This is a genomic window from Streptococcus sp. HMSC057G03 (assembly GCF_001808745.1).
GTDB classification, from domain to species: Bacteria; Bacillota; Bacilli; order Lactobacillales; family Streptococcaceae; genus Streptococcus; species Streptococcus parasanguinis_Z.
Genome location: NZ_KV794426.1, coordinates 22,762 through 23,258, shown reverse-complemented (window position 1 = coordinate 23,258; position 497 = coordinate 22,762). Strand labels below are relative to the sequence as shown.

General features: G+C 38.8%; 1 pseudogene. It reads right to left on the bottom strand.

The window, feature by feature from the left end:
• Window positions 1–497, bottom strand: a pseudogene (locus HMPREF2686_RS06320) (DUF389 domain-containing protein); the annotation flags it as partial.

Sequence of the window (497 nt, the reverse complement as noted above, 5' to 3'; positions counted from 1 at the left end):
AATTCTTCTTCTGAAATCGGATCTCCAACAACCGTCAAGACCAATTCATTGTTACTTGACTTGTAGACTTGATTAATAACCGTATAATTGGCGAACTCTTTTCCTACAAACTGTTTGATCCCTTCTTTGCGCGCTTGTTCTATTGTCAGAGTAACTGCCTAATAGCTAGCTGGAAGAATCAACAATACAATCAAAGAAATCAAGCCAATTCTCATTTTAATGCTCAGCTCTTTAAATGAAGTTAAAGGAGATTTTCTCATCAAAATTCTTGTTCCAACAATGTTGGCTAGCATGATAAAGACACAGTTGATCAAGAAAAGATAGAGAGCCCCCAATAAAAATCGTACATTCCCATTAGCTAAACCATAGCCAGCAGTACAGATAGGTGGCATCAAAGCTGTAGCAATGGCTACTCCTGGCACGATATTGTTTGCTTCTTTTTTCCTTGAACCGATCACACCAGCAATCCCACCAGCAATAGCAATGAGAACATCCCA